The sequence below is a fragment of the Gilvimarinus chinensis DSM 19667 genome (assembly GCF_000377745.1).
GTDB classification, from domain to species: domain Bacteria; phylum Pseudomonadota; class Gammaproteobacteria; order Pseudomonadales; family Cellvibrionaceae; genus Gilvimarinus; species Gilvimarinus chinensis.
In genome coordinates, this window is the sequence record NZ_KB898717.1 from 21,149 (window position 1) to 30,843 (window position 9,695).

At 45.0% G+C, this 9,695-nt stretch carries 13 protein-coding genes; 3 read left to right on the plus strand and 10 right to left on the minus strand.

The features are described 5' to 3' along the window. Positions 1–113 precede the first annotated feature (113 nt). The 10 genes from D568_RS0118170 to D568_RS21305 form a co-directional block, all read right to left on the minus strand. The gene (locus D568_RS0118170; protein WP_020211039.1) at positions 114–899 is read right to left on the minus strand and encodes a site-specific integrase; all 786 of its coding nucleotides are present in this window, start codon (positions 897–899) and stop codon (positions 114–116) included. A gap of 35 nt (positions 900–934) precedes the next feature. After that, a complete protein-coding gene (locus D568_RS21770; protein ID WP_157498005.1) occupies positions 935–1,288 on the minus strand; it encodes a hypothetical protein in 354 nt (117 codons plus the stop codon). A gap of 34 nt (positions 1,289–1,322) precedes the next feature. Beyond that, complete coding sequence (locus D568_RS0118180; protein ID WP_020211041.1) at positions 1,323–1,925, minus strand: type VI secretion system-associated protein TagO; 603 nt, start codon at positions 1,923–1,925, stop codon at positions 1,323–1,325. Between the two features lie 22 nt (positions 1,926–1,947). Beyond that, positions 1,948–2,151, minus strand: a complete 204-nt coding sequence (locus D568_RS21775; protein ID WP_157498007.1) for a hypothetical protein — start codon at positions 2,149–2,151, stop codon at positions 1,948–1,950. A 20-nt stretch (positions 2,152–2,171) separates the two neighbouring features. Then, positions 2,172–2,381: a hypothetical protein gene (locus tag D568_RS0118185; RefSeq protein ID WP_020211042.1), complete on the minus strand. Its 210-nt coding sequence runs from the start codon at positions 2,379–2,381 to the stop codon at positions 2,172–2,174. A 320-nt stretch (positions 2,382–2,701) separates the two neighbouring features. After that, the gene (locus D568_RS21780) at positions 2,702–3,022 is read right to left on the minus strand and encodes a hypothetical protein (protein WP_157498009.1); all 321 of its coding nucleotides are present in this window, start codon (positions 3,020–3,022) and stop codon (positions 2,702–2,704) included. 133 nt (positions 3,023–3,155) lie between these two features. Beyond that, positions 3,156–4,067, minus strand: a complete 912-nt coding sequence (locus tag D568_RS21605; RefSeq protein ID WP_020211043.1) for an ATPase — start codon at positions 4,065–4,067, stop codon at positions 3,156–3,158. An 8-nt stretch (positions 4,068–4,075) separates the two neighbouring features. After that, positions 4,076–4,327, minus strand: coding sequence for a hypothetical protein (locus D568_RS0118195; protein WP_157498011.1), 252 nt, complete (start codon positions 4,325–4,327; stop codon positions 4,076–4,078). Between the two features lie 71 nt (positions 4,328–4,398). Further along, a complete protein-coding gene (locus tag D568_RS20730; RefSeq protein ID WP_020211045.1) occupies positions 4,399–5,358 on the minus strand; it encodes a relaxase/mobilization nuclease domain-containing protein in 960 nt (319 codons plus the stop codon). After that, complete coding sequence (locus D568_RS21305; RefSeq protein WP_020211046.1) at positions 5,355–5,879, minus strand: hypothetical protein; 525 nt, start codon at positions 5,877–5,879, stop codon at positions 5,355–5,357. Before D568_RS21305 ends, D568_RS20730 begins: the two co-directional genes overlap by 4 nt. Before the next feature lie 290 nt (positions 5,880–6,169). On the opposite strand from D568_RS21305, the gene D568_RS0118210 reads away from it, so the two are divergent. The 3 genes from D568_RS0118210 (at position 6,170) to D568_RS0118220 (ending at position 8,924) form a co-directional block, all read left to right on the plus strand. Then, a complete protein-coding gene (locus D568_RS0118210) occupies positions 6,170–6,898 on the plus strand; it encodes a SprT-like domain-containing protein (protein WP_020211047.1) in 729 nt (242 codons plus the stop codon). A 149-nt stretch (positions 6,899–7,047) separates the two neighbouring features. Continuing rightward, positions 7,048–7,830: a ParA family protein gene (locus D568_RS0118215; RefSeq protein ID WP_020211048.1), complete on the plus strand. Its 783-nt coding sequence runs from the start codon at positions 7,048–7,050 to the stop codon at positions 7,828–7,830. Positions 7,831–7,841: 11 nt separating this feature from the next. Next, entirely contained in the window at positions 7,842–8,924 is a 1,083-nt protein-coding gene (locus D568_RS0118220; protein ID WP_020211049.1) for a ParB/RepB/Spo0J family partition protein, read from the plus strand. Positions 8,925–9,695: the final 771 nt, after the last annotated feature.

Consider the following 9,695-nt stretch of genomic DNA (forward strand, 5'->3'; position numbering starts at 1 on the left):
ATCAGTAAGGTTTATCCGGCCAAGATGAAACTTGGCCGGTTTTTTATCCTTATTGGCAACCCCCATATTTAATCTGTCACAAGTTGACACCAAAGAGCGTATAAGAACTGAGGTTAGCCCAAATCTTTCAATGACTCTGCAAGCTCTTCTTCTGGCGGCTCTTCGTAAATAATGGTCGTCGATGGACTTACATGTCCGGCTATCTTTTGAGCCACTTTTACGGATTTTTTCTGTTTGTGTATCACATCCGTTATCAGTGCCCTACGGCCACTATGGGAGCTAGATTTTTCAATTTTTGCCCAATCTCTAAGCATCAAAGCCATATGTTCTTGAAGAGTGTTGGGAGAGTATGAACCGCCTTTCTGGCTTATAAATAGTGGGTCGCCCGGTTTAACGTTTGGATCACGCTCAAGTCGTAGCGCTAAATATTCGGTAAGTGAATTCCTAAGCTCCAAATCAACCAAAGGCAGATCCCTAGATTTACCCTTATGCTTTTTTACTGGGGGATAAAATGACTCAGGATCAATCTTTGCCCCGGCAACCGCCAATGCTTTTATTTGCTCCACCACGCGATTAAATTCATCAACACTAAAACTAACAGACTTGCGTTCATATTTTTTTGCCGAGCGGCCAAGGGCATCAGCCCCCTTTGTGTATGCCGCAGGCAAAGCCATAATTTGGTGTAGCTCGAACGTGCGTGGTGTCGATTTAGATGCTTTACTGAGCCGACACACCTCTTTGATTTGAAGTAAAGCAATTTCCTGGGCTCGCAACCCAAGCTTAAAGCTTATCTGCATTATGGCGGTGTTTTTTTCCGGGTGTCGATGTTGCTTTATGACATCGAAAAGGTGACGCTTTTCAGCGGGTGTGGGAACTCTTGCTTGTCCGTATTTTGGCATAGTAGGGCAAACCTATAATCCGTACAAATGATATTTTAACGGATTATGGGCCTATTTCCCAAAATACACCAGGCCGCATATACAGCAATCATCAAAGATCCTAGCAAACCCATAGAGAATAAAATCATAGAAAACGTTTGTGACATCTTCGCCCAAACTGTAACCACGCTAGCATCAACCTCTACCCACATTCGATCAATTCTGTATGCTTGGTCAAATATAAAGCCAATACACGCTATAGATAAGGCGAAAGTAACTAATCTGCGGCGGCGCACTGGTTTCTTTCCTCTTTCAATCCAAGAGCAGGCCGCCGAGCAGATAAAAGGAATTCCATATCCCACAAATATCGCGAACGTAATAGAAACCAATATAAGAGCTAACTTGTCCATGTGATAAATCCTATAGCCACTCACATTTTACTGATCACCAGTCACATACATCTCTTAGCGGCTTAATGGCATTCTCTAAACCAGTAGTGTCATAGATAGTAGTAATGGATGAATCACTATAAGGACTAACCTGTATAACTAATTTATCAGCCTTCATTACCTCACGAATGAATTCTATTGGCTTCGGATGGCCTGTTTGTTTGTAATCTCGTGAAATTCTCCAAGTAAGAGTTTCCGCTTCATCATCACCAATACGGGTAGTTACGTTGGTTTCTTTATTCGAGATGAACGCATGCCAGGCGACAAGGGCATCTGTTTCACCATTTATACAGCGAAACATTAGAGCAGGCGCATTACCATACTTATTTTTTCCTGTGTGTGGTCTAAGACCAACAATTACGGATTTAGTATCATTAATTGGATTAATTTGATCTTTAATGATCCAATCACCGGTTCCAACATTGTCATTCTTATTTGATGATGCCATCGAGTCGTAGCACGACAGCCTCTCTTTCTCACTCTTAATAGTACTGCACTGGGTATCATTAGCTAAGGCGATGTTTGCACTTAACGCAATACTGAATACGATTGTTATAAATTGAAACTTCATTAAGCTCTCCTTTTTATAAATTTTCATGTGTTTTTCCCTCGATCCATACTTAGCCCTGCTGAGGAATCCGCCAATTATTATTGGCTAGTCCGACCAAAAACGGTATTCCAACCGTGTAGAGTAATGCTGGCAAAAAACCAACATGTAAAAAAACTAATCCAGGCCCGACATTCTGAATATTCCAACTAAAAAGAGCTGGAGCGAAAACCAAGAGCAGGAAACACGCAACGAAACCCTTAGAGAAATTATTCATCTGTATATCCCTACTAATCTTTAATCATTAACTGCGCTTTTGAATTTCAAATGAACCAACTCCCAAGATGCTTCATTGATTCGCCTTCTTTCCCCGCTCTCCCATTGCTGCCAGTTACGATGCGATATCTTAGCCCATTCAGCGCAAAGCTTTTGCGCATCTGTAATGTTCAACGTGAACTTGTCAGCTACGGACTGCCTAAATCTTTTTACGTCTTGAGAGTCAATCATGCCGAATTCTTTTGGGTTAACTTCTTATCCATTCGAGATATAGATTGTTCCTCACTCTACCCCTCTGCCCTTCAATGGCTCACCGTTGCTATCCGTCAGCGATGATAAATAATCCATAATTTCCCACCGAGCTGGACTATAAATATTTTCGGCAGCACCGCAGTGCGTAGTCAGATTTCTATAACCTACCGACAAATCTTGTAAAAGTTGTCGAGTACGAACAACCTTTGATGGCACCCCTTGTCCACCACTTTTTATTAACGAAAGCTCTTTTCGAGAGTTAGCTACCAACTCCGAAAGCTCGTTAAGTACATTCTCCACTATCGAGCCCCCGTGATTACTACACCAAGCGACTTCACTATCCAATTAAAAAACTGAGACAAAAAAAACATTAGTGATTCTCTTGCTTTTAAAATTGCCTTAAATCGTCTTACTGGTGAAAGAAAAGAAATTGCCTTAGCCTCTCGGTAGCTGTTCAAAAGCTCGCTATAACGTTTTAAATATCTTTTTGCAGTTTGGGTAAGCGAGGAATGAACGGACGGCGCAGCGCCTTTTAAAGAAAGGCTGTACCAAGTCAGAAACATACCTGGAGATTCAACGAATTGAGAAAAACTTTTTTGTGTTACGATTTGCTTAGTCATACCGACACCCTTCTGTTGGTTTGATTAGCAGGGTAAGGCGGTGGCAGCCGCCCTGCCCTGCGTTAAATTACAGTGTCAGTATACGAACAATGTTCATAAAATAATATAGCCCCATTAGACCATATTGGAATAACTAGCGCTCCGGCTCGTCTTTTCCTACGCCTTTATTTTTAGTGGCGACTTTTACCGAAGCCAGCCCTACTCCGCGATAATTAATAGTGGCAAATGAACCTACTTCTGGAACACTAGATAGCAAGCTTTTGTCATGCGCAGTAGCCTTCAGCAACGCCCTTCCCTGGTTAGTTTTTTGAATCGTGTAGTGGTCAGAGTCGTGAATAATTTCACCCTTGTAACGCGCCCCTGAATCACCAGCCGCGACACCCAGCTTGAAATTTCTGCCGTATGTCTTGGATAGCTGAGAGTGTGAAGACTCCAAAGACCGCCACTTTTCTAAGTCAGGTTTATATGCCTCTTCAACCCACTGAGGACGATCCCTAGATGCTTTTACAACAATACCATTGCGCATCTCTACGACTAATTCAGGTAAACGCCCTTCCACACTATTATCAAACACAAAAGCCGAATCAGATTCTTTAGCAGCCTGCCTAATGTACGCTGGATTCCTCTCATAACGCCCTCTAATCTTGTCCTCGGGAACAGGGTGGCCACCCTTACCCACACGATCACTAACGCGCTCCACGGCCTTTTCAGCGCTTTCTAGGCTTATGTGATACAACTGGACGGTAAAGCCTTGTGCCTTTGCTTTTCTGACCAGCTCAACTTTCGATGGGTGTGAGAAAGTAGACTCAGACACAAAGCTATGTCCGTCTTTTAAGTGCTGCTGTCGTCTTTCTTCTGCAATGATTGCGGCCTGATAAGCACCTTTTTCAGTGGTATCAGGTAACTCATTTTTCTGAATTTCGTCCGCATTGATAAAGGGGGCTTTTGTACGAGGGGCAATTACAGTTTTATAGAGCGTAGATTTACCGGCCCCATTGGGCCCGGCCAGCATGTGAAATTCTGGCCGGTCTTTGTTTTCATCCATGAGTCTTCTTAATGGTTAGCGATATATTCCAAGAAACGGTTTCTATCTTCTTCAGTTGGGTTTCGTAATGCGTCCGCAATGTTTTGCGCATCAGTACGAGGTTTAGCTTGTTTTTTAACGGCAGGAATAACACCGCCGCTCCTAAGCCTCTCAGGCAATACAGACCCGCGGGCTTTAGCTGGGCGCACAGTAACAAAGCTGGGGCCTTTTTTACGTGGGCCCTGCCGACATTCCAAACCATCTTTTACAGTGCTAGACATAAATACCTCCAATACCTATATCTCATTGAACACCTAAACTGAGCATAAATCAATCTATTCAAGCCCATTGTCTAACGTTCTATATCTCCATCGCGCCCCACACCTTTCGAAGCCTTAAACTGCTGCTGATACTCTTCAGCTCGCGTCTTCGGTGTAGGTATCGACCTTGAGTGACGCCTAATACTCTCAGCAATAGCCGCCATTCCCTTATTACCTTGAGCTCTTGCCTCTCGACCAATGGAATCAGCCATTTGTGCGTAGCCCTGGCGCACTTCTTCAGTTCTCGCTTTCGCAGCCAACGCCCAAGGCTTTGCAGCCTGATCGACGCCAGCTCTTGCATCAACAATCAATTGCCGTACCGCCTCCCGATCTACATTTGGCGTCTCTCGTTTTCTAAGGTGATAAAGAGCCTGACGCTGCCCTTTCTTCCCTTGCCCTCTTTCGGCCCTGGTAGTTGCATCAACTTGAATCCCCTGCTCCCTCAGAGACTCAGCAAACGACTCTCTCCAGCGCTTCAAATCGGTCTTGCCTGGATTTAATTTTTCACCATCGTAACCTCGCATTTTCACCATCAAGTGACCATGCGGGTGGTCTGTGTCGTTATGTATGGCAAACAGGTAATCGTTCGATTGACCAAATTCTTTTTGAGCAAAAGCCCTTACCGACCTCTCTACCGCTCCTAGCTCAGAATCTTTGGGGGCAGACAGTACAATATTGACCGTATCCCTTGAGCGTTTCCGAGAATCAAAGTCAGACGCCCACTCTTCCATTCTCTCTTTCAATTCTTCGGCATCTTGTAACTTGTTGCCTTGTGGATCTTCAACGCTTAAATCACCGTTCCGGCTGATGTAGCTTAGATGCGCCCCCGCCCTCCCCTGACCATGACTGAAACTAGACACCTTTACCACTGCCTGGGGTAGATTCTGGGATGCTCTAGCGGCGCGCTTAACACCGCCAGGGCCAAAATCAATATCTCGCCCTCTATTCTTATCAATCTTCAGACGATCAAACGGGGTATCCTTTTCACTCATTCAACAACCCTCTGCTTAGTCTTCCGGCTTAAATCCCTGACCGCCCCGGCCTGCTCTGCCACATAATCCTTAATTTGACCGATGTACTTATAAGTTAAGGGGGAGTCTTTTAGTTGGCCCGAATTTATCTTAATAAGAATCTGGTTAAGGTTGCGGCCAATCGCAGTCAATTGATTTGTTGCCGCCCTAAGCGCTGCTAGCTCAGCCTTTGAAAAGTGCGGGCCATTCGTAATCAATATTCGTATTTGCCTCAAAAGAATAAAGCTCTCGCTCTCACCTTCCGATTGGGCTAACTCAACTAATTTTCGCTTTTCATCTGGGGTTACTCTGGTTTTTGCTGCAACGCCATTTACCCCCACAGGCGTAAGAACCGCCCTACTCTTTTTAGGTTTTGGTGCCGCCGTCCGGCCCTGAACGAGTGAAACCATGTATTCACTTAGTGAAGTGAAACCAAGCTTTTTTGCCTCTGCGGACAAATCTTCTTTCAATTCATCGCTGCAACGGAAATTGATAGTAGCCATTCCATTAACTCCAAAACCCAAAGTTTCAGCGCTGAAACTTTTAAAGAATAGGGGGAGGGTGGACTACCCGCTATGCGGGCAGGATGGCACTTTAGTGCCGACTTTTGACCAAGTGTAACACACTTGGACACAAAAGTCATATCCTGCAATAGTCCACCCTCCCCTATTCTTTATGGTTTTGGTGAAAAGATGCCCTTGGGCAATCCTTATTTGCGCCGAAGGCCAGATGATTGAAACCAGGCTCTATCCGAAAGATGTAATGTGCATTACACTTATACATAAGAAATGGAATGCACATTAAACGCGGGGGAAATATGGGCTCACCTACGATTGAAAGCTACAAGGAGTTTCAAGACGCATACGAGTTTTACAACGAAAAACTTTTTTCGTCTGAGTTACCCGACTGCATCATTACGTACGCAAGAATAAAATCGAGTTACGGTTATCACGCCGGGCAACGCTGGAAAAACCAAGACGGCGGTTATACAGATGAACTTGCAATAAACCCAACATACGTGCCGCAACGAACAGTTGAGCAAACACTTAGCACATTAGTTCACGAAATGTGTCACGTATGGCAAGACCATTTCGGAACACCAGGCAGGGGTCGCTATCACAATAAAGAGTGGGCTGAAAAAATGAAAGCTGTCGGCTTGCAGCCCTACAACACAAAAAACCCGGATAGAGAAACCGGGGATACAGTAACCCACAAGATAATCTCTGGCGGAATCTTCGAGCAGTACACAAAAAGCCTAATTGAAAAAAAATTCTCATTTTCTTGGGTTGAGCGCTTGGAGACAGAAATTGAAGCTGTAGAATTCACCGGAGAACCAACCGGAAAGGCTACCGAAGGCGGAATTTCAGGAAGCACCAAAAAAAGTACCGGGGGGAAGCGAGTCAAATACAGCTGCCCCAATCAGCATTACTCCGTCTGGGGTAAAGCTGGTATAGATCCAGTGTGCGGTCAGTGCAATGAATACATGACCTCAGAGGATGAAAGTTTCAGCGCTGAAACTTAGCCCCTGAAATGCAAAAAAGTTTCAGCACTGAAACTTTACAATATAGCCCCTTGCGGCTATAGTAAGAATACAGCGGCACAGCGCACCGCTGGCGCTAAGGAAAAAGGCGCTTCGCGCAAACAAATTCAAACACCCATTAGGGGGCAGTAATGATCAGAGCATCAGTTGCAAATCAAAAAGGCGGCGTAGGGAAAACGGCCCTAAGCTGTCACCAGGGGCTTAGCTTGGCCGAGCAGGGGTTTAAGGTCTTATTCATTGATAATGACCCTCAAGGGAACAGCAGCTACACCCTACAGAAAAACAGCATGACGACTTTGGCACCATTTAAAACAATTCAGTTGTATGAATCGACGCCTTTGCCAGACTTCCAACCAGAAACCCCCATCACTTTAGTGGCTGCTGACCGATCATTATCTAAAGTTGCCAGGTTTGAAACTGAGGCACCTTTTATTTTCCGTGAGCATTTAGACAAACTTGGTGACAAGTTTGATTACTGTGTCATGGACAACCCGCCAACACTAGGCCTTGGGTTAATCGCCTCGTTGGTGTCGTCGGATTTTGTTTACTCGCCAATTGAGATTGAAGATTATTCAATAAGCGGGCTTGAGCAGCTTCAACAAACAATCGCAGGCGTTAAATCAAGACACAATCCTAACCTGAAGTATCTCGGGATGATTCCAAACCGGATGAACACACGGGACAACCGCCAGAAAGAAAAGCTCAAAAAATTACTTCAGCATTTTTCAGACAAAATTATTAAAGCGCCCGTTGTGCAGCGAAGCTCTATCTCTGAAGCATTAGGCAAAGGCTTACCCATTTGGGAAATGCAAAAAGAGCGTTCAGCCGCCAAGCAGGCGACTGAAGAGATTAGGGCGGCGCTAGACTTTATTGAGTCTCAAATGGGCGTAAAAAAACAAACTGAAGAAGCTTAAGGGGCAGTACGATGGATGATTTCGACGCATTATTAGAAGGGGTTTCTAAAGAAGACCAAAGCGAAGAGCTGAGCCAAGCAAAAAAGCGCATCGAAACCTTAGAAAGCGAAAAGCAAGAGCTTTCGACAAAGCTAGAAGCCGCATTTTCAGAGCAGGGCGGCCAAGCTGATAGCGGCAAGCCACTACTACTACCCATTGACGATGTTATAGAAGATCCCGACCAGCCAAACGTCAGGCAACAGCGCGATAAAGAGTTTGAAGCCTGGCTAACTGAAAACATTCGCCAACAGGCGAAAGACGGGGGCACAGGTGTACAAGATCCAATTTCCGTCCGGTGGTCAGAGCAGCACGAAAAATGGATCATCAACAAAGGCCACACCCGGCACCGTTGCGGCAAAAAAGCGGATCTAAAATTAATCCCGGCAATCGTTCAAGATCAACACACCGATTGGAATGGTGTGATTGAGAACCTAATTAGGGAAGGGCTCACCACAAAAGACATGGTGGCCTTCATCGTGCGCAAGAAAGAGGAAGGATTTAAACAGAAAGATATAGCCCAACGCCTTTCAAGGGATACCGGCTGGGTATCGAAACACATGGCGTTAGCAAACCCACCCACATTTATTCAGACATTATGGGACAACGGTTATGCTACTGAGTTTTCAATTCTTTATGGACTTTTAACCGCCTACAAAAAAGACCCGGAGGCCACCGAAAAAGCAATTAATGAGGTGATCGCAGATAAGGGTAAAATTACGTACCACGATGCTCAGGATCTAGCGAAAAAAATTGAGAAAACAAAGAAAAACCTGTTAAACGAGAACACAGCAGGGCAGGGCGAAGGCTCCGAGGGTGAACAAGAAGAAATTGAAGGCGGGCAAGGCTCCAGTAATCCTGAAAACCCACCAACAGAAACTAAAGCAAAGAAACCTCTCGTGAGACTTCAAGTGTCATTTGATAAGCAAGACGGGTTTGTTCTTATGAGAGAACCTGAACAGTCAGGACACTTAGTGATTGAATTAGATAGCGGCGGAGTGATCGAGGTTCCAATTAAAGAGGTTGAGATTATCGGTATGTCTGCTATTGAAAATTAAGATTAAATTTAATCTCTTAAAGGCCCGGCTATGCCGGGCTTTTTTATTTGCGCGAAGCGCCTTTATCTCAAGCGCGAAGCGCTGCCCCCTTGTGTCATACCGATATAACTTATATTACGGTTTATGTTTCTGGAGCGGTTTATAAAGACAAGGGGCTTTGCCCCGGCATTTTTAGAGCGGCATGGATGCCGCGCATAGGCCGCGAAGCGGGGCGAAGCCATGGATGGCGGAGGGTAGGTGTGCGTAACTTTAGCTTTTTACAATTCAGCATTTTATCCTTGTTTGTATATTCTTGTTTTTATATCTTGTTTTTAGCTGGCCGCAAAGCCCGATGAATTCTAGCTTTAATGGGAATTTACGTGGAGAAATTCCGGTAATAGGTGGAGAACTTCCGGCATTAAAAATGGAGAAATTCCGGTAATAAGTGGAGAACTTCCGGCTAACTAAAATGGAGAGATTCCGGCTGTTTTAAACAGCCTTTTCCACAGAAAATAGCGCTTAATGTGGAGACTTTCCGGTATTCACCACCAAGGCCCTTAATATGGAGACTTTCCGGTATTCACCACCAGGGCGCTTAATGTGGAGAATTTCCGGTATTCACCCACCAGGACGCTTAATGTGGAGAATTTCCGGTATGCATCCACCAAGGCGCTTAATATGGAGAATTTCCGGTATTCACCCGCCAGGCACTTAATGTGGAGACTTTCCGGTATGCAGCCGCCAGGGCACCTAATGTGGAGACTTTCCGGTATTCACCACCAGGGCGCTTAA